General features: G+C 54.0%; 17 protein-coding genes and 1 other annotated feature. Of the genes, 10 read left to right on the forward strand and 7 right to left on the reverse strand.

Annotated features, from left to right (window positions below):
- The 3 genes from trpD to trpL form a co-directional block, all read right to left on the reverse strand.
- Positions 1 to 1,596, reverse strand: a complete 1,596-nt coding sequence (trpD, locus tag F8561_RS10830) for a bifunctional anthranilate synthase glutamate amidotransferase component TrpG/anthranilate phosphoribosyltransferase TrpD (RefSeq protein WP_014170382.1) — start codon at positions 1,594 to 1,596, stop codon at positions 1 to 3.
- The gene (locus F8561_RS10835) at positions 1,596 to 3,158 is read right to left on the reverse strand and encodes an anthranilate synthase component 1 (protein ID WP_151887438.1); all 1,563 of its coding nucleotides are present in this window, start codon (positions 3,156 to 3,158) and stop codon (positions 1,596 to 1,598) included. The genes trpD and F8561_RS10835 overlap by 1 nt, the downstream gene beginning before the upstream one ends.
- Before the next feature lie 26 nt (positions 3,159 to 3,184).
- Positions 3,185 to 3,279 (reverse strand) — a sequence feature (Trp leader region).
- The gene (gene trpL, locus F8561_RS24655) at positions 3,256 to 3,300 is read right to left on the reverse strand and encodes a trp operon leader peptide (protein WP_106993556.1); all 45 of its coding nucleotides are present in this window, start codon (positions 3,298 to 3,300) and stop codon (positions 3,256 to 3,258) included. Its footprint overlaps the feature before it by 24 nt.
- 127 nt (positions 3,301 to 3,427) lie before the next feature.
- Here trpL and rnm point away from each other — a divergent pair, with 127 nt between their 5' ends.
- The 3 genes from rnm to rluB all read left to right on the forward strand — a co-directional run bounded on the left by rnm (position 3,428) and on the right by rluB (position 5,910).
- Positions 3,428 to 4,321: an RNase RNM gene (gene rnm, locus F8561_RS10845; protein WP_151887439.1), complete on the forward strand. Its 894-nt coding sequence runs from the start codon at positions 3,428 to 3,430 to the stop codon at positions 4,319 to 4,321.
- Positions 4,318 to 4,938 (forward strand): L-threonylcarbamoyladenylate synthase, encoded by a 621-nt coding sequence (locus F8561_RS10850; protein WP_003856793.1) that lies wholly within the window; start codon positions 4,318 to 4,320, stop codon positions 4,936 to 4,938. The genes rnm and F8561_RS10850 overlap by 4 nt, the downstream gene beginning before the upstream one ends.
- Positions 4,939 to 5,034: 96 nt before the next feature.
- The gene (gene rluB / locus F8561_RS10855; protein ID WP_008502809.1) at positions 5,035 to 5,910 is read left to right on the forward strand and encodes a 23S rRNA pseudouridine(2605) synthase RluB; all 876 of its coding nucleotides are present in this window, start codon (positions 5,035 to 5,037) and stop codon (positions 5,908 to 5,910) included.
- A 35-nt stretch (positions 5,911 to 5,945) separates the two neighbouring features.
- Here rluB and cobO read toward each other — a convergent pair whose 3' ends face one another.
- Positions 5,946 to 6,536 (reverse strand): cob(I)yrinic acid a,c-diamide adenosyltransferase, encoded by a 591-nt coding sequence (gene cobO, locus F8561_RS10860; protein WP_020882435.1) that lies wholly within the window; start codon positions 6,534 to 6,536, stop codon positions 5,946 to 5,948.
- Entirely contained in the window at positions 6,533 to 7,294 is a 762-nt protein-coding gene (locus F8561_RS10865; RefSeq protein WP_151887440.1) for a YciK family oxidoreductase, read from the reverse strand. Before F8561_RS10865 ends, cobO begins: the two co-directional genes overlap by 4 nt.
- Positions 7,295 to 7,544: 250 nt before the next feature.
- Between F8561_RS10865 and sohB the strand changes: the two genes are divergently transcribed.
- Entirely contained in the window at positions 7,545 to 8,591 is a 1,047-nt protein-coding gene (gene sohB / locus F8561_RS10870) for a protease SohB (protein ID WP_020882437.1), read from the forward strand.
- Positions 8,592 to 8,625: 34 nt separating this feature from the next.
- Here the strand turns inward: sohB and F8561_RS10875 are convergent, their stop codons facing one another.
- Positions 8,626 to 8,877: a YciN family protein gene (locus F8561_RS10875; protein ID WP_020882438.1), complete on the reverse strand. Its 252-nt coding sequence runs from the start codon at positions 8,875 to 8,877 to the stop codon at positions 8,626 to 8,628.
- Positions 8,878 to 9,276: 399 nt separating this feature from the next.
- Between F8561_RS10875 and topA the strand changes: the two genes are divergently transcribed.
- The 6 genes from topA (at position 9,277) to acnA (ending at position 16,766) form a co-directional block, all read left to right on the forward strand.
- Complete coding sequence (gene topA / locus F8561_RS10880; RefSeq protein WP_020882439.1) at positions 9,277 to 11,874, forward strand: type I DNA topoisomerase; 2,598 nt, start codon at positions 9,277 to 9,279, stop codon at positions 11,872 to 11,874.
- 187 nt (positions 11,875 to 12,061) lie between these two features.
- Positions 12,062 to 13,036, forward strand: coding sequence for an HTH-type transcriptional regulator CysB (gene cysB, locus F8561_RS10885; protein WP_006175683.1), 975 nt, complete (start codon positions 12,062 to 12,064; stop codon positions 13,034 to 13,036).
- Between the two features lie 338 nt (positions 13,037 to 13,374).
- Positions 13,375 to 13,515 carry a YmiA family putative membrane protein gene (locus F8561_RS10890; protein WP_214579162.1) on the forward strand — a complete coding sequence of 47 codons (141 nt, stop codon included), beginning with the start codon at positions 13,375 to 13,377 and terminating at the stop codon, positions 13,513 to 13,515.
- Between the two features lie 2 nt (positions 13,516 to 13,517).
- Positions 13,518 to 13,688 (forward strand): hypothetical protein, encoded by a 171-nt coding sequence (locus tag F8561_RS24205; protein WP_032669764.1) that lies wholly within the window; start codon positions 13,518 to 13,520, stop codon positions 13,686 to 13,688.
- Between the two features lie 140 nt (positions 13,689 to 13,828).
- On the forward strand, positions 13,829 to 13,927 hold the full coding sequence (gene ymiC / locus F8561_RS24390) for a small membrane protein YmiC (RefSeq protein ID WP_032669830.1): 99 nt from the start codon (positions 13,829 to 13,831) through the stop codon (positions 13,925 to 13,927).
- A 163-nt stretch (positions 13,928 to 14,090) separates the two neighbouring features.
- Complete coding sequence (acnA, locus tag F8561_RS10895) at positions 14,091 to 16,766, forward strand: aconitate hydratase AcnA (protein WP_138013898.1); 2,676 nt, start codon at positions 14,091 to 14,093, stop codon at positions 16,764 to 16,766.
- 44 nt (positions 16,767 to 16,810) lie between these two features.
- Here the strand turns inward: acnA and ribA are convergent, their stop codons facing one another.
- Positions 16,811 to 17,401 carry a GTP cyclohydrolase II gene (ribA, locus tag F8561_RS10900; RefSeq protein WP_003856813.1) on the reverse strand — a complete coding sequence of 197 codons (591 nt, stop codon included), beginning with the start codon at positions 17,399 to 17,401 and terminating at the stop codon, positions 16,811 to 16,813.
- Positions 17,402 to 17,533: the final 132 nt, after the last annotated feature.

Here is a 17,533-nt window from a genome sequence, read left to right on the forward strand (position 1 = left end):
TTACCCTCTTGCCGCAAGTGCGGTAACGCGATCGTAAGCTGCACCTGAGCGCAGTACGTTCAGAACTTTTTGTGCGTTGGCTTTGAGATCTTCCTCGCCGTGCAAACGCATCAGCATCGCGACGTTGGCAGCGACGGCGGCCTCGTGGGCGACCTCACCTTTACCTTGTAATAAGCGCGTCAGAATGTCACGGTTTTCTTCAGGCGTGCCGCCCGCCAGCGCTTCCTGATGGTAAGGCGTTAAACCAAAGTCGCTCGCCTCCAGCTGATAGCTCAGGATTTCACCGTCGCGAAGTTCGGCCACCAGCGTTGGCGCATGCAGCGACACTTCATCCATTCCCCCGCTGTGAACCACCGCGGCACGTTGATAACCCAGCACGCGCAGGGTCTCTGCAATCGGCAGAACCAGCTCCGGGCTGTAGACGCCAATCAGCGCCAGCGGCGGATGGGCCGGGTTGATCAGCGGGCCGAGCACGTTAAACAGCGTGCGGGTTTTAAGCTGCTGGCGAACCGGCATCGCATGGCGGAAACCGGTGTGATATTTCGGCGCAAACAGGAAGCAGACGCCCAGGTCGTCCAGGGCTTCACGCGAACGTTCGGCGTTCATCTCGAGATTGATGCCGAATGCGGCCAGCAGATCTGACGATCCCGACCGGCTTGAGACGCTGCGGTTACCGTGCTTCGCCACTTTCAAACCACAGGCAGCCGCCACGAAGGCGCTGGCGGTGGAGATATTGATGCTGTTGCTGCCGTCACCACCGGTACCGACGATATCCGCAAACATATAGTCCGGGCGCGGGAACGGGGCGGCATTTTCCAGCAGCGCCGTTGCCGCACCGGCAATTTCCTGCGGGCTTTCACCGCGAACTTTCATGCTCACCAGCGCGGCCGCCAGTTGTTCAGGCTTCAGTTCACCGCGAACCACGGCGGAGAAGAGCTGGTGGCTCTCCTGCTGGCTCAGGGTCTGTGCCTGATACAATTTTTCCAGAACAGGTTGCAGGGTGTTGGTCTGTTCCAGTTTCTGCAGCGCCCAGTCCAGGGTCTGTTCCAGCAGACGCGCGCCGTGAGAGGTGAGGATTGACTCCGGATGGAACTGCATCCCACAGACACGATCGGTATCGTGACGTACGGCCATCACCATGCCTTCGAACGAGGCGTTAATGGTCAGGCCTGCCGGGATGTTGCTGCCGACCAGCGAGTGGTAGCGCGCCACTGGCAGCGGATTCGGCAGCCCGGCAAACATCGCCTGACCGTCATGTTCAATGCTGGAGGCTTTACCGTGCAGGATTTCACCCGCCTGGCCGACGTATCCGCCATAGGCTTCAACAATCGCCTGATGCCCCAGGCAGATGCCGATAATAGGCAACTTGCCGCGCATACGGGTCAGAAGTTCAGGCATACAGCCCGCTTCACTGGGGGCGCCGGGGCCAGGAGAGAGCATCAGCACCGGGTTTTGCATGGTTGCCAGACGCTCAATCAGGGTTTGCGCCGGCACGTGGTTACGATAGATAACGACGTTGTGACCATTCGCACGCAGCTGATCTGCCAGGTTATAGGTAAAGGAGTCGATGTTATCGAGCAGCAGAATGTCAGCCATCAGAAAATCTCCTGTGCATGGTGTGCGGTAGCGATGGCGCGCAATACCGCGCGAGCTTTATTGCGCGTTTCGTCAGCTTCAGACTGCGGAACAGAATCAAGAACCACCCCGGCGCCCGCCTGGACGGTGGCGATGCCGTCTTCAACATAGGCAGAGCGGATAACGATGCAGGTATCAAGGTCACCGTGCGCGGTGAAATAACCCACCGCACCGCCATAGCTGCCACGACGACGCCCTTCGGCGGCGGCGATAAGCTGCATCGCACGGACTTTCGGCGCACCGCTCAGGGTGCCCATATTCATGCAGGCGCGATAGGCGTGCAGCACGTCGAGGTCGTTGCGCAGTTCACCCACCACGCGGGACACCAGGTGCATCACGAAGGAGTAACGGTCGACTTTCGTTAAGTCAGCCACATAGCGGCTGCCGGGAGTACAAATGCGGGCCAGATCGTTACGCGCCAGGTCAACCAGCATCAGGTGCTCGGAGAGCTCTTTGTGGTCGGTGCGCATTTCCAGTTCGATACGGCTGTCGAGATCGCGATCCAGAGAGCCATCGGCGCGACGCCCGCGCGGACGTGTACCGGCAATCGGGTAGATCTCGATCTGGCGGCTGGTGGCGTCGTATTTCAGGGAGCTTTCCGGTGACGCGCCAAACAAGGTGAACTCGTTGTCCTGCATAAAGAACATATACGGGCTTGGGTTGCTCTTTTTGAGCACGTCATAGGCCGCCAGCGGCGACGGGCAGGGCAGTGAGAAACGACGGGACGGCACGACCTGGAAAATTTCCCCGGCGCGAATCGCCTTTTGCATCTGACGCACCACGGCACCGTACTGATCGTCGGTCTGGTTAACCTCACAGGTCATCTTCTCTACATGCTGAACCGGCAGTGCGGGTGGCGCTTCGGTCATTTGCTGTTGCAGCTGAACAATGCGCTGCTCAAGACGTGTTTTCTCGGTCACGGATGGCGTGAACAGGCTCGCCTGAATACGGGTGTATTTTTTCTGATGGTCGATCACCAGCAGGGTTTCGGCCAGGTAGAAGCAGTAGTCAGGGCAGCGGTTGCCCTGTTCGGTTTCCGGCAGGTCTTCGAAACCGGCGACCAGATCGTAAGCAAACAGCCCGCCAAAGAACATCGCTTCGCGTTCATCTTCTGGTACCGAGACCAGGTTTTGCAGCAGGCGGAAGGCATCGAAGACTGACAAAGAACAGAGGCGTGCATCTTCGTCCAGCAGTTGGCTGACCGGCGGGAAATGCAGTACCCGCACTTCCGGGTGACGTTCATTCTCGATGCCCGCTGGCAGGGAGGCGTCCAGCAGTGGCAGCAGCGCGGCACCGTTCTCAGAGAGTGCCTTAATCGTGACAGTGTCACCCAGCGCGGTAATGCGCAATGCGCTGTCGACCAGCAGCAGGCTCTTAAGATCGTCTTTACTGTCAATATCCGCGGATTCCAGCAGCAACGTTGCCGGACGCGCACCGCAGACCTGATGAAACAGCGCGGTTGGGTTGTGGCGATAGACCGCCTCGCAGGTCAGCAATTCGAGGTGTGGTTTGGCTGTTTGCATTATGTTGTTCTCATTTATTCTGTTCAAAAAAAAAGCCCGCTTAGTCGCGGGCTGGGTATCTGTTTGCATTTCGCAGACGTGTGACACTGCCCGATAATCAGGATGTGCGCCACCAACCGTGCAGAGTGAAATGTGCTGTCATTTTCAGATACCTTTCTCGTGTGAACTTGCGTACTAGTTAACTAGTTCGATGGCAAGTTGTCAACCCTTGATTTCAGAATTTCGCGCCAAGCCGTTATCATAGGGGTTTCGGATGTCTTTAACCTGCTATGGGAAGTGCTTTGAGCGATACCACCTACGCCGTAATTTATGATTTACACAGCCATACTCAGGCCTCTGATGGCCTGCTGACACCCGAAGCCCTGGTTCATCGCGCCGTTGAAATGCGTGTCGGCACGCTGGCGATAACCGATCACGATACGACAGATGCTATTCCCGCGGCGCGCGCCGAAATTGCCCGCAGCGGACTGGCGCTGAATCTGGTGCCCGGCGTCGAAATTTCGACCGTCTGGGAAAATCACGAAATTCACATTGTTGGCCTTAATATCGATATTGAACATCCGGCAATGCGTTCGTTTTTGCAAGAACAAAAATCGCGCCGCAACGAACGCGCCGAAATGATTGGTGAGCGACTGGAAAAAGCGCATATTCCCGGAGCGCTGGAAGGTGCACAGAAACTGGCAAACGGTGGGGCGGTGACGCGCGGCCATTTTGCCCGTTTTCTGGTTGAGGCGGGCAAAGCCACGACGATGGCGGACGTGTTTAAAAAATATCTGGCACGCGGGAAAACCGGTTACGTTCCGCCACAGTGGTGTACAATAAAACAAGCTATTGATGTCATTCATCATTCTGGCGGTAAGGCCGTGCTCGCCCATCCGGGGCGGTATAATCTTTCTGCTAAGTGGCTGAAAAGACTGCTGGCACACTTTGCCGAATGTGGCGGTGAGGCGATGGAAGTCGCCCAGTGCCAGCAGGCGCCCAATGAGCGTGCGCAGCTTGCGACCTACGCGCGTCAGTTCGGTCTGCTGGGTTCGCAGGGGTCGGATTTCCATCAGCCCTGTGCGTGGATCGAGCTGGGACGCAAGCTCTGGTTGCCCGCAGGCGTTGAACCCGTCTGGCAGCTCTGGGAACAGCCGCAGAAAATTGAAGAGAGGGAAGTATGAGTCAGTTTTTCTATATTCATCCGGATAACCCGCAGCCACGCTTAATTAATCAGGCCGTGGAGATCGTTCGCAAAGGCGGCGTGATTGTCTACCCGACCGATTCTGGCTACGCGCTGGGCTGTAAAATTGAAGACAAAGGGGCGATGGAGCGCATTTGCCGCATTCGTCAGCTGCCGGACGGCCATAACTTTACCCTGATGTGCCGCGATCTTTCCGAACTGTCGACCTACGCGTATGTCGATAACGTGGCGTTTCGTCTGATCAAAAATAACACGCCGGGCAACTACACCTTTATTCTTAAAGGAACCAAGGAAGTGCCGCGCCGACTGTTACAGGAAAAGCGTAAAACCATCGGGATGCGCGTACCGTCCAACCCGATTGCGCAGGCGCTGCTGGAAACCCTCGGCGAGCCGATGCTTTCGACTTCTTTAATGTTGCCTGGCAGCGAGTTCACCGAATCCGATCCCGAAGAGATTAAAGACCGTCTGGAAAAGGTGGTCGAGTTGATTATTCATGGCGGCTACCTTGGTCAGCAGCCAACCACCGTTGTTGACTTAACCGAAGATGCGCCAGAAGTCATTCGTGAAGGCGTGGGTGATGTTAAGCCTTTCTTGTAAGGGTGTAAGCAGATATACTACGCGGCCATCAAAGCAGGGCTGAGCCCTCTTTTGACCTGATTCGACGCCTGTGAAGGCGACACCTGAGGAAGCTCAATGAGCGAGAAGTTACAGAAAGTGCTGGCGCGTGCCGGCCACGGTTCACGCCGTGAAATCGAAGCCATTATTGAAGCGGGTCGCGTGAGTGTGGACGGTAAAATCGCCACGCTGGGTGACCGCGTAGAAATCGTACCGGGATTGAAGATCCGCATCGACGGTCATCTTATTTCCGTGAAAGAGTCCGCTGAGCAGATCTGCCGCGTGCTGGCGTATTACAAGCCAGAAGGCGAGCTGTGTACGCGCAACGACCCTGAAGGTCGCCCGACGGTGTTTGACCGTCTGCCTAAACTGCGCGGCGCTCGCTGGATTGCCGTGGGGCGTCTGGACGTGAATACCTGCGGCCTGCTGCTGTTTACCACTGATGGTGAACTGGCAAACCGTCTGATGCACCCTAGCCGTGAAGTGGAACGCGAATACGCCGTGCGTGTCTTCGGCCAGGTTGATGAGAATAAACTGCGCGATCTGTCACGCGGCGTTCAGCTGGAAGACGGTCCTGCGGCATTTAAAACCATCAAATTTACCGGTGGCGAAGGCATTAACCAGTGGTACAACGTTACCCTGACTGAAGGCCGTAACCGCGAAGTGCGTCGTCTTTGGGAAGCGGTAGGTGTGCAGGTGAGCCGTCTGATCCGTGTCCGTTATGGCGACATCCTGCTGCCAAAAGGTCTGCCACGGGGTGGTTATACCGAGCTGGATCTGACACAGACTAACTACCTGCGTGAACTGGTTGGTCTGACGCCAGAAACCACCTCTAAAGTGGCGGTGGAAAAAGATCGTCGTCGTATGAAGGCGAATCAGATCCGTCGTGCGGTGAAACGCCATAGCCAGGTGAGCAGCAACCGCCGCTCTGGCAGCCGTAACAACAACGGTTAATATAAAAGCCCGGTGAAGATCACCGGGCTTTTTTCTTAGTAATCAATACCGATTTGCGCTTTGATTCCCGCGTCAAACGCGTGTTTGACCGGACGCAGTTCGCTGACGGTATCAGCAAGCTCCAGTATTTCCCGATGACAGCCACGCCCCGTGACGATAACCGTCTGGTGCGCCGGGCGTTGTTGTAACGCCTCCAGTACCGCATCCAGCGGGAGATAGTCGTAGGCCACCATATAGGTTATCTCATCCAGCAGAACCATATTCAGGGCGGGGTCTGCCAGCATTCTTTTGGCGTGCTCCCAGACTGCAAGACAAGCTGCAGTATCGGTTTCACGGTTCTGCGTATCCCATGTAAAACCTGTCGCCATCACCTGAAATTCAACGCCATGCGGTTCAAGCAGATTACGTTCGCCGTTCGGCCATTCGCCTTTGATGAACTGAATGACGCCCACTTTCTGCCCGTGACCGACAGCACGCGTGGCGGTGCCAAATGCCGCGGTAGTTTTACCTTTGCCGTTACCGGTAAAGACGATAATTATCCCGCGCTCGTCCTGTGCGGCCGCAACGCGCGCATCGACCTGTTCCTTCAGACGCTGCTGGCGTTGTTGATGGCGTTCTTCACTCATTGCGAAATCCCTGGTTTACGGCCCGGCTGGGCATCGAAGGTCATCCCCGTTTTACGTCGGCTGTCGTCGCCCATCAGCCAGAGATAGAGCGGCATAATGTCTGTGGGTGTTTTCAGTTTCTGCGGGTCTTCCGACGGGAAGGCGCTGGCGCGCATTTTGGTGCGCGTTCCACCCGGGTTAATGCAATTTACGCGCAGATGGCGGCTTTGATACTCCTCCGCCAGCACCTGCATCATCCCTTCAGTCGCGAATTTCGAGACGGCATATGCCCCCCAGTTGGCTCGACCTTCGCGGCCTACGCTTGAGGAGGTAAAGACCAGCGAGCCGGACTCGGATTTAAGTAATAAAGGAAGCAATGCCTGCGTCAGGAAAAACGTGCCGTTGACGTTGACCTGCATCACCTGCTGCCAGATATCGGGATCCTGTTCATCCATAGGACGGACTTCTCCCAGCAAACCTGCATTGTGCAGGACACCGTCCAGCCGCGGATAGTGGGCGCTAATACGGTGAGCAAGCTCCTGGCACACCGCTGGCGTGCAGGTGAGTAAATCGAGGGTATACCACGGGGCCGGAATGCCGCCTGCCGCCTCTATTTCCTGCGCGACGCTTTTCAGTTTCTCTTCGTTACGACCAATAAGAATAACACTCGCGCCATAGTCAGCGTAGGTCAGGGCCGCCTCGCGACCAATTCCGTCGCTGGCACCGGTGACCAGAATGATGCGATTTTGCAGCAGATTTTTTTGCGGTTGATAATGCACGGGGACTCCTCTGGCGCGCAGTGACGCAATGACGCCTTCTTTATGACTTTTCGGCTTTATGCCCGAATTAGCATGAGAATTCAATCAGTCTACAGGAGGCATTACTGTAAAATTAACAATTTGCAAATATTTAAACCCCCATGAGGGGATTCCTGAAGCAGGCTCGCAGAGGTAATGTCACGAGCGAGACGCATGGGCAGGGCTGTTGTACACTGCCGTGAAAGAATCGTGGTTAAACAAGGTGGAACGCGTGGAATTACTTTCTCAGTATGGGTTGTTTTTGGCCAAAATCGCAACGGTGGTGATTGCCATTGCGGTGATTGCCGTTCTGATTGTAAACCTGACGCAGCGTAAGCGTCAGCGTGGGGAGTTACGCATTACCCGCCTGAGTGAGCAGTATAAAGAGATGCAGGAAGATATGTCTCTGTCGCTGCTCGATAGCCATCAACAGAAGCAGTGGCTTAAAGCGCAGAAGAAAAAGCATAAACAGGAAGCCAAAGCGGCAAAAGCGAAAGCAAAGCTCAATGCACCGCAGGATGAGGCAAAGCCACGCGTCTATGTGCTCGACTTTAAAGGCAGCATGGATGCGCATGAAGTTTCTTCTTTGCGCGAAGAGGTCACTGCCGTTCTTGCCGTGGCAAAACCGCAGGATCAGGTGGTGGTGCGTCTTGAAAGCCCGGGCGGTGTGGTACACGGTTACGGACTGGCTGCGTCACAGCTGCAGCGCCTGCGTGAAAAACAGATCCCGCTGACCGTTGCGGTGGATAAAGTCGCGGCGAGCGGTGGCTACATGATGGCCTGCGTCGCGGATAAAATTGTGGCGGCACCGTTTTCTATTATTGGTTCAATCGGTGTGGTTGCGCAAATCCCTAACTTTAACCGCTTCCTCAAAAACAAAGAGATCGACATTGAACTGCACACGGCCGGGCAGTACAAACGCACTCTGACGCTGCTGGGGGAAAACACGGAAGAAGGGCGTCAGAAATTCCGTGAAGATCTCAATGAAACGCACCACCTCTTTAAAGACTTTGTGCACCGTATGCGCCCATCGCTCGATATTGAGCAGGTCGCGACGGGGGAGCACTGGTACGGGATCCAGGCCCAGGAGAAAGGACTGGTAGATGAGGTGGGCACCAGCGATGACCTGCTGCTGAACCTGATGGATGGCCGTGAGCTGGTGGGCGTGCGCTTTACGCAGCGCAAGCGTCTGCTCGATCGCTTTACCAACAGTGCGGCAGAAAGTGCCGATCGGCTGTTGCTCCGCTGGCTACAGCGCGGACAAAAACCGTTGCTGTAAACAAAAACGCGAGGCTCAGGCCTCGCGTTTTGCATTAATCAACCAGGTGATATTTCTCTGAAAGCGTATGCGCCAGGTATTTAAACATGTTAAACACGGCGGTGCTTTTCGGGGTAGGTAGCCCCTGTTCGTCAAGGAAGTATTCGCCGCTGAAAACCAGCACGCCATTACGCTGTTCTACGCCGGTGGCTTCAATACCCGCCAGAGTATCTTCATGATCACGGATAAGCTTGTTTGCTTCGATAAGCAGAGAGACTCGGTCAATTGGTTGGGTCGTATTGTGCATAATCCACTCCTTAAACAGTGACAATAGTCTACGCCGAGGGCGCTTTGGGGGCAAATTTTCCCTGTAATCTGAGGGGATAAGGTGCAGGAGCCTGGCTGGCGTGATTTGCTTTTGCATGCTAATAAAGTTGCGTAACGGATTTTATCAGGTAGAGTGTGCGCTTTCGTCATTCTGGCAACAGAATTGCTTGACATTCGACCGGTAATTCGTCACGAATCATATGAGGCGTGAGAAAAATACCCGAAAACTCAATCACCTGGGCGTCATTTCTCTGACGTTCGGTAAGACAAAGGGGTTGATATCCCCTGACGCAGTCGCAATATCAATGACGCGTCGTCAGTGGAAGGGAAATCAACGTGCGGCGTATTCCTGGAAGAATTAAATTAGGTAAAGGTGAATATGGGTAAAGCTCTCGTCATCGTTGAGTCCCCGGCAAAAGCCAAAACGATCAATAAGTATCTGGGTAATGACTACGTGGTTAAGTCCAGCGTGGGTCATATCCGCGATTTGCCGACCAGTGGCTCAGCCAGCAAAAAGAGCGCAGACTCTACCTCCACCAAAGGGGCTAAAAAGCCTAAAAAGGATGAACGTAGCGCGCTTGTCAACCGCATGGGTGTTAACCCATGGCACAACTGGGATGCACAATACGAAGTGCTGCCCGGGAAAGAAAAAGTCGTTAATGAGCTGAAACAGCTTGCTGAAAAAGCAGACCACATCTATCTCGCAACCGACCTTGACCGCGAAGGGGAAGCCATTGCGTGGCACCTGCGGGAAGTGATCGGTGGTGATGACAAACGCTACAGCCGTGTAGTGTTTAACGAAATTACGAAGAATGCGATTCGTCAGGCGTTTGAAAAGCCGGGCGAACTGAACATTGACCGTGTAAACGCGCAGCAGGCACGTCGCTTTATGGACCGTGTTGTGGGCTACATGGTGTCTCCACTGCTGTGGAAAAAGATTGCCCGTGGTCTGTCCGCAGGCCGTGTGCAATCCGTTGCCGTGCGTCTTGTCGTTGAACGTGAACGCGAAATTAAAGCGTTTGTGCCAGAAGAGTTCTGGGAAGTCGACGCGAATGTCACCACGCCGGGCGGGGATGCTCTGCCGCTGCAGGTGAGCCATCAGAACGACAAGCCTTTCCGTCCTGAAAACCGTGACCAGACCATGGCCGCGGTGGCGCTGCTGGAAAAAGCACGCTATCAGGTTCTGGAGCGTGAAGACAAACCGACCAGCAGTAAGCCTGGCGCACCGTTTATTACCTCTACGCTGCAACAGGCCGCAAGCACGCGTCTGGGTTATGGCGTGAAGAAAACCATGATGATGGCCCAGCGCTTGTATGAAGCGGGTTACATCACCTACATGCGTACTGACTCGACTAACCTGAGTCAGGATGCGGTTAACATGGTGCGCGGCTATATCGGTGACAATTTCGGTAAGAAATACCTGCCGGAAAGCGCTAACCAGTACGCCAGCAAAGAGAACTCACAGGAAGCGCACGAAGCCATTCGTCCTTCTGACGTCTCTGTGTTAGCGGAATCGCTGAAGGATATGGAAGCCGACGCCCAAAAGCTGTACCAGCTTATCTGGCGCCAGTTCGTCGCGTGTCAAATGACACCCGCGCAGTACGATTCCACTACGCTTACCGTTGGTGCGGGTGATTTCCGTCTGAAAGCGCGTGGCCGTATCCTGCGTTTCGATGGCTGGACGAAAGTCATGCCTGCACTGCGTAAAGGCGACGAAGACCGAACGCTGCCGGCGGTGAACAAAGGGGATGAACTCTCTCTGGTTGACCTCGTGCCAGCTCAGCACTTTACCAAGCCGCCTGCGCGCTTTAGCGAAGCATCGCTGGTAAAAGAGCTGGAAAAACGCGGTATTGGTCGTCCGTCAACATATGCGTCAATCATTTCGACCATTCAGGATCGTGGCTATGTGCGTGTTGAAAACCGCCGTTTCTACGCTGAAAAAATGGGTGAGATCGTAACCGACCGTCTGGAAGCCAACTTCCGCGAGTTGATGAACTATGACTTTACCGCACAGATGGAAGACAGCCTTGACCAGGTTGCCAGCCATCAGGCGGAATGGAAGAAAGTGCTCGACAGCTTCTTCAGCGACTTTACCAACCAGCTTGAAAAAGCGGAGAAAGATCCTGAAGAGGGCGGCATGCTGCCTAACCAGATGGTACTGACCAGCATCGATTGCCCAACCTGTGGCCGTAAGATGGGGATCCGTACTGCGACAACAGGCGTCTTCCTTGGTTGCTCCGGCTATGCGTTATCGCCGAAAGAGCGCTGCAAAACCACCATCAACCTGGTACCTGAGAACGAAGTTCTTAACGTGCTGGAAGGTGACGATGCAGAAACCAATGCCCTGCGTGCCAAACGTCGTTGTAAGAAATGTGGCACGGCGATGGACAGCTACCTGATCGATCCGAAACGCAAATTGCACGTCTGCGGGAATAACCCAACGTGTGATGGTTATGAGATCGAAGAGGGTGAGTTCCGCATCAAAGGCTATGACGGCCCTATCGTTGAGTGCGAGAAGTGTGGCTCGGAAATGCACCTGAAAATGGGGCGTTTCGGGAAATACATGGCGTGCACCAACGACGAGTGTAAGAACACCCGTAAGATTCTGCGTAACGGTGAAGTCGCGCCGCCGAAGGAAGATCCAGTTCCGCTGCCAGAATTGCCGTGTGAGAAGTCTGACGCCTATTTCGTGCTGCGTGACGGTGCTGCCGGGGTCTTCCTCGCGGCCAACACCTTCCCGAAATCGCGTGAAACCCGCGCGCCGCTGGTGGAAGAGCTGCATCGCTTCCGCGACCGTCTGCCTGAGAAACTGCGTTATCTGGCCGATGCGCCACAGCAGGATCCTGAAGGCAATAAAACGGTGGTACGTTTTAGCCGTAAAACAAAACAGCAGTACGTTGCGGCTGAGAAAGAGGGGAAAGCGACCGGCTGGTCCGCCTTCTTTGTCGACGGAAAATGGGTTGAAGGCAAGAAATAATCTTCCCTTACCGTAACTTACCTGTAAAAGGGCCGGACTTCCGGCCCTTTTTTATTACCTTGTTATTATTTTTTGTTCCGTACTATACAGTCAGGCTATAAATGATATAGTGGTTATAGTTAACCCTTTTCTTATTATCAAATCGTCTTAAGCGATTGACCGCGTGCGCTAAATCGGATGGTCTGGCATGAAATTACAGCAGCTTCGTTATATCGTTGAGGTGGTAAATCACAACCTTAACGTCTCTTCTACCGCTGAGGGGTTATATACCTCGCAACCGGGCATCAGCAAACAGGTTCGTATGCTGGAGGACGAATTAGGTATCCAGATTTTCGCTCGCAGCGGTAAGCACCTCACGCAGGTGACACCCGCCGGGCAGGAAATCATTCGTATTGCCCGGGAAGTCCTCTCCAAAGTTGACGCTATTAAGTCCGTGGCGGGTGAACATACCTGGCCGGATAAAGGCTCGCTTTATATTGCCACAACGCATACTCAGGCGCGTTATGCGCTGCCAGGCGTTATTAAGGGCTTTATAGAACGTTATCCGCGCGTCTCTTTGCATATGCATCAGGGCTCGCCCACGCAAATCGCTGAAGCGGTTTCAAAGGGCAACGCGGACTTTGCCATCGCGACAGAAGCGCTTCACCTGTATGACGATCTGGTTATGCTACCGTGCTACCACTGGAACCGTTCTATCGTAGTGACCCCGGATCATCCGCTGGCGGGGAAAGGGTCGGTGACTATTGAAGAGCTGGCGCAATATCCTTTAGTGACATACACCTTCGGCTTCACCGGACGCTCTGAGCTTGATACGGCCTTTAACCGGGCGGGATTAACGCCGCGCATTGTCTTTACCGCCACGGATGCTGATGTCATTAAAACCTATGTGCGGCTTGGCCTGGGCGTTGGCGTGATTGCCAGCATGGCCGTCGACCCGGTTTCAGACCCGGATTTGGTTCGTCTTGATGCGCACGATATTTTCAGCCACAGCACGACCAAAATTGGTTTCCGTCGCAGCACCTTCCTGCGCAGCTATATGTATGATTTTATTCAACGCTTTGCCCCGCATTTAACGCGTGACGTGGTCGATACGGCTGTTGCATTACGCTCAAATGAAGATATTGAAGAGATGTTTAAAGACATCAAACTTCCGGCAAAATAATCACTCCCGGTATCTTTCCCTCACGGAAAGATACCGAATTAACTCCTCAAAGCTAAATCATAATTATCATCATCTACATTTTCCCTGCCATATAATGTCATTACCCATTTAATCTGTATGGTTTTAATGTCGTGAATTGGCGACAAAAGTAGAAACTAATTTACGGCTACGCAAATATTTCTTTTCAATTATTTATTTCTGGTCAAAAGATTGAATATTTCCCACCCATTGATGCGTAAATTCACTGGCTTTTCGGCTAAAGTTTCTTTAGGATTTATCTCAACAGATGATTAATTGTACCAATTGTTTGGTCCTAAATGATAAGCGATATCGATTGTATGAGGTTAGCAATGCCTTCAGGAAGTGAAGAACCGCAAAGGGATCCTGCGCTCAAGCGTAAAGCCTGGCTGGCGGTCTTTCTCGTCTCCGCCCTGTTTTGGGTAGTGGTTGCTCTCCTTGCCTGGAAATATTGGGGTTGAATATGGCAGTGACGGTACGTACAGAAACGGTAAAACAGATGTGTCAGCATCGTGACAGTGGTCACAAAGGACGCAAAGCACCTGCGACCGTTGTCCCCGCGTCCTGGAAACTGACGCCACAGCAGCAAGCCTTTATTGATGTGTTCGCAGAAGACGAACCCAAAAAACAATAATTTAGTTAATTGCGTAATGATGCAAATAGTCTGAATAAAGACTCTGCACCTTTGTACTCTTTAATAAATACACATCAGCAATATAGAACTGAGGGCAAACCTCGGAGCCTTTTTAAAAATAATGCCTGGTGTACCCTATGATGAATAACATGATGTCTCACAAATACTGGTCATGGCTCGGCGTTTTTTCTGTGTCGATCCTGTTCTGGTCTCAGCTCATCTGGCTGGCCTTCCTGTAAATCCAAAACCTCGCTGCGGCGGGGTTTTTTGTTTTCGCACTTCACTGGACCATTCCTAAATTTATCAATTCGGGTTGTTATCAAAACGTTACGACATCTTTGTGTTATCTTTAATTACAGCCCTGATGATTGTCAGGACATCTCTGTAATTAAGGAGGAGCTTATGTCGTTAACCCTACGCGAAGCCAGTAAGGACACATTACAGGCAGAAAACAAAACCTGGCATTACTATAGCCTGCCACTGGCTGCCAGAACGCTTGGGGACATTTCGCGTTTACCCAAGTCCTTGAAAGTTTTGCTGGAAAACCTCTTACGCTGGCAGGATGGCGATTCCGTCACCCTCGAGGATATCCAGGCGCTGGCGGGGTGGCTGAAGAGTGCCCATGCCGACAGAGAAATAGCCTATCGCCCGGCGAGGGTCCTGATGCAGGACTTTACCGGTGTTCCCGCCGTGGTTGATTTAGCCGCCATGCGCGAAGCCGTTAAGCGCCTCGGTGGCGATACGGCAAAAGTGAATCCGCTTTCTCCCGTTGACCTCGTGATTGACCACTCCGTGACCGTTGACCACTTTGGTAATGATGACGCTTTTGGTGAAAACGTACGTCTGGAGATGGAACGTAACCACGAGCGCTATGTCTTTCTGAAATGGGGGCAACAGGCGTTCAGCCGCTTTAGCGTGGTTCCGCCTGGAACCGGTATTTGCCATCAGGTTAACCTCGAATATCTGGGCAAAGCCGTCTGGAGTGAATTGCAGGATAAAGAGTGGGTGGCTTATCCGGATACGCTGGTCGGGACGGATTCACATACCACCATGATTAACGGCCTCGGTGTGCTGGGGTGGGGCGTCGGGGGTATTGAAGCGGAAGCGGCTATGCTTGGTCAGCCGGTGTCGATGCTCATTCCTGATGTGGTGGGCTTCAAGCTCACCGGTAAGCTGTCGGAAGGCATTACCGCGACCGACCTGGTGTTAACCGTCACCCAGATGCTGCGTAAGCATGGGGTGGTGGGTAAATTTGTTGAATTCTACGGTGACGGACTGGATTCGCTGCCGCTGGCCGATCGCGCCACGATCGCCAATATGGCGCCGGAATATGGCGCGACCTGTGGCTTCTTCCCCATCGATGACGTCACGCTGGAATATATGCGCCTGAGTGGTCGCAGTGAAGAGCAGGTCGCGCTGGTCGAGGCCTACACTAAAGCGCAGGGGATGTGGCGAAACCCGGGTGATGAGCCGGTATTTACCAGCACGCTTGAGCTGGATATGGGAAGCGTCGAGGCGAGCCTTGCCGGGCCAAAACGCCCGCAGGATCGGGTCGCGTTACCGGACGTGCCGAAAGCTTTTGCCGCCAGCAATGAACTGGAAGTCAATGTCGCGAAAAAAGATCACCGTCCAATAGACTATGTCCTGAACGGACATCAGTATCAACTTCCGGATGGCGCGGTGGTTATTGCCGCTATCACCTCCTGCACCAACACCTCGAACCCAAGCGTTTTGATGGCCGCGGGACTGTTGGCCAAAAAAGCCGTTGAGCTTGGACTGAAACCGCAGCCGTGGGTTAAGGCTTCGCTGGCCCCGGGCTCTAAAGTGGTTTCAGATTACCTGGCGCAGGCAAAACTCACCCCGTACCTTGACGAGCTGGGCTTTAACCTCGTGGGTTACGGATGTACTACCTGTATCGGTAACTCCGGTCCGCTGCCTGAGCCGATTGAAACGGCGATCAAGCAGGGCGATCTTACCGTGGGTGCGGTTCTTTCCGGTAACCGCAACTTTGAAGGGCGTATTCATCCGCTGGTGAAAACCAACTGGCTGGCCTCGCCGCCGCTGGTTGTGGCTTACGCGCTGGCGGGAAACATGAATATCAATCTCACGACAGACCCGATTGGTCACGATCGCAAGAACGAGCCTGTTTACCTGAAAGATATCTGGCCGTCTTCACGCGACATCGCGCGAGCCGTTGAAAAGGTCTCAACCGAAATGTTCCGCAAAGAGTATGCGGAAGTGTTTGAAGGCACACCGGAATGGAAAACAATTAACGTCGTGGGCTCGGATACCTATGACTGGCAGGATGATTCGACCTATATTCGTCTGTCACCGTTCTTCGATGACATGCTGGCTGAACCTGCTCCGCTTAAGGATATCCACGGGGCGCGTATTCTGGCGATGCTGGGCGATTCCGTTACCACGGACCACATCTCGCCGGCGGGCAGTATCAAAGCCGACAGTCCGGCAGGCCGCTATCTGCAAAGCCGTGGGGTGGAACGCCGGGACTTCAACTCCTACGGATCGCGTCGTGGTAACCACGAAGTGATGATGCGCGGGACGTTTGCCAACATCCGCATCCGCAACGAAATGGTTCCAGGCGTGGAAGGGGGCATGACGCGTCATTTACCTGGCACGGAAGTGGTTTCGATTTATGATGCCGCCGTCAAATACCAACAGGAAGGCACGCCGCTGGCGGTGATTGCCGGTAAAGAGTACGGCTCCGGCTCCAGTCGAGACTGGGCAGCGAAAGGTCCGCGCCTGCTTGGGGTACGCGTGGTCATTGCCGAATCTTTCGAGCGTATTCACCGTTCGAATCTTATCGGGATGGGGATCCTGCCGCTAGAGTTCCCGCAGGGCGTCACCCGTAAAACGCTGGGGCTGACCGGGGAAGAGCAGATTGATATTAGTGGTCTGCAAAACCTGCAGCCGGGTAAAACGGTTCCGGTGACGTTAACGCGAGCAGACGGTAAAACGGAAGTGCTTGAATGCCGGTGTCGCATTGATACGGCAACCGAGCTGACTTACTACCAGAACGACGGCATATTACATTACGTAATTCGTAAAATGCTGGATTGACGCACTCAGCCCGGCTCGCGATGGCGATGCCGGGCATCTCGCGATCACTCGCTCAGGAGGTGACCCATTTTGGCGGCTTTGGTATCAAGATAGTGGGCGTTTTTCGGGTTACGGCCGACAATCAGCGGAACACGTTCGACGATATTGATCCCCGCTTCGGTCAGGATTTCCACCTTTTTCGGGTTATTGGTCAGCAGACGGACCTCATCTACCCCAAGAAGCTTGAACATATCGGCGCACAGGGTAAAGTCGCGCTCATCGGCGGCAAACCCGAGCTGGTGGTTCGCTTCAACCGTATCGTATCCCTGATCCTGCAGCGCGTAGGCGCGGATTTTATTCAGCAGGCCAATATTACGACCTTCCTGACGGTGATAAAGCAGCACCCCACGACCTTCTTCAGCGATGTGAGAAAGGGCTGCTTCAAGCTGGAAACCGCAATCACAGCGCAGGCTGAACAAGGCATCGCCAGTCAGACACTCCGAATGTACGCGAGAGAGTACCGGCGTCTGTCCTGAAATGTCACCGAACACCAGCGCGACATGATCCTGTCCGGTTGCCAGTTCTTCAAATCCCACCATCAGGAAATCGCCCCATGGGGTTGGCAGTTTGGCTTCTGCCACACGTTTAAGCTGCATGTGATTCTCCAGAGTAGGCTGACACGTTTCGTGCCTTTCGCCTGTTTGGCTTTCTGTATCTGTTCATTTTGCCACAAGCTCAGCACGTTCGCCTAATGGGCGCCATGCTATATGGACGTTAAACGCACGATC

The sequence above is a fragment of the Enterobacter sp. 198 genome, from assembly GCF_009025585.1.
GTDB classification, from domain to species: domain Bacteria; phylum Pseudomonadota; class Gammaproteobacteria; order Enterobacterales; family Enterobacteriaceae; genus Enterobacter; species Enterobacter ludwigii.

What these genes read in the sequence shown, in the direction of transcription:
- F8561_RS24205 (WP_032669764.1), top strand. Translation starts at nt 13,518, where the DNA reads ATGGCAGTGACGGTACGTACAGAAACGGTAAAACAGATGTGTCAGCAT.
- F8561_RS10835 (WP_151887438.1), bottom strand. Translation starts at nt 3,158, where the DNA reads ATGCAAACAGCCAAACCACACCTCGAATTGCTGACCTGCGAGGCGGTC.
- acnA (WP_138013898.1), top strand. Translation starts at nt 14,091, where the DNA reads ATGTCGTTAACCCTACGCGAAGCCAGTAAGGACACATTACAGGCAGAA.
- topA (WP_020882439.1), top strand. Translation starts at nt 9,277, where the DNA reads ATGGGTAAAGCTCTCGTCATCGTTGAGTCCCCGGCAAAAGCCAAAACG.
- F8561_RS10875 (WP_020882438.1), bottom strand. Translation starts at nt 8,877, where the DNA reads ATGCACAATACGACCCAACCAATTGACCGAGTCTCTCTGCTTATCGAA.
- trpD (WP_014170382.1), bottom strand. Translation starts at nt 1,596, where the DNA reads ATGGCTGACATTCTGCTGCTCGATAACATCGACTCCTTTACCTATAAC.
- cysB (WP_006175683.1), top strand. Translation starts at nt 12,062, where the DNA reads ATGAAATTACAGCAGCTTCGTTATATCGTTGAGGTGGTAAATCACAAC.
- ymiC (WP_032669830.1), top strand. Translation starts at nt 13,829, where the DNA reads ATGAATAACATGATGTCTCACAAATACTGGTCATGGCTCGGCGTTTTT.
- F8561_RS10850 (WP_003856793.1), top strand. Translation starts at nt 4,318, where the DNA reads ATGAGTCAGTTTTTCTATATTCATCCGGATAACCCGCAGCCACGCTTA.
- cobO (WP_020882435.1), bottom strand. Translation starts at nt 6,536, where the DNA reads ATGAGTGAAGAACGCCATCAACAACGCCAGCAGCGTCTGAAGGAACAG.
- rluB (WP_008502809.1), top strand. Translation starts at nt 5,035, where the DNA reads ATGAGCGAGAAGTTACAGAAAGTGCTGGCGCGTGCCGGCCACGGTTCA.
- F8561_RS10890 (WP_214579162.1), top strand. Translation starts at nt 13,375, where the DNA reads ATGAGGTTAGCAATGCCTTCAGGAAGTGAAGAACCGCAAAGGGATCCT.
- ribA (WP_003856813.1), bottom strand. Translation starts at nt 17,401, where the DNA reads ATGCAGCTTAAACGTGTGGCAGAAGCCAAACTGCCAACCCCATGGGGC.
- rnm (WP_151887439.1), top strand. Translation starts at nt 3,428, where the DNA reads ATGGGAAGTGCTTTGAGCGATACCACCTACGCCGTAATTTATGATTTA.